Raw genomic sequence first — 500 nt, 5'->3', positions numbered from 1 at the left:
CTCGCATTGCCCCCAGCAGAAAGCGCCTCGGTGTTTAATACTGTCTCCACGCCGTCAACCGTTGTGCGCCCTGCATCTAAACGAATATTCTTCTCCGCAAGGAGAACAGCATCGTTACCCGCAGCAAAATGCCCTCCTTGACTAAAGATATCCCCGCCATGCACATGCAACTGGTGGTTTGCCGCAATCCGCCCTGAATTGGTTATCGTGGAATTGCTCGTATTCTGGCTGGTGATATTCACATCATCGCCCATGATCAAAGCTCCAGCAGAAACAAAGGAGGCTCTGTCTTTTTCGGGGATGTAAAGCACCGGTGCATAAACATCCATGCCCTTGACCTGTTGGCGCACATAAATCACCATCGGGGCTTCTAGGGACGCCAATTGTTCTTCACTCAAAGCCTCACCAAAAGGGAGATTGTGTGCTTTTGCATAGTCTGCCCCGACATCCAGCAAGGTTTTGACTTGTTCAATGGCATCACTTCCAGGAATAAAGGAACC

1 protein-coding gene is annotated in these 500 nt (G+C 50.2%); it reads right to left on the bottom strand.

Features of this window, described 5'->3' with window-relative positions:
* Window positions 1-500, bottom strand: a 500-nt coding sequence (locus ACFIQE_RS11425) for a hypothetical protein (RefSeq protein ID WP_375707804.1), incomplete at both ends; no start/stop codon positions are given.

It is taken from the genome of Bartonella sp. AA1HLJMS (assembly GCF_042197445.1).
Classification (GTDB): domain Bacteria; phylum Pseudomonadota; class Alphaproteobacteria; order Rhizobiales; family Rhizobiaceae; genus Bartonella.
The sequence above is the reverse complement of the archived record's forward strand: the minus strand, read 5'-3'. Positions and strand labels throughout refer to the sequence as shown.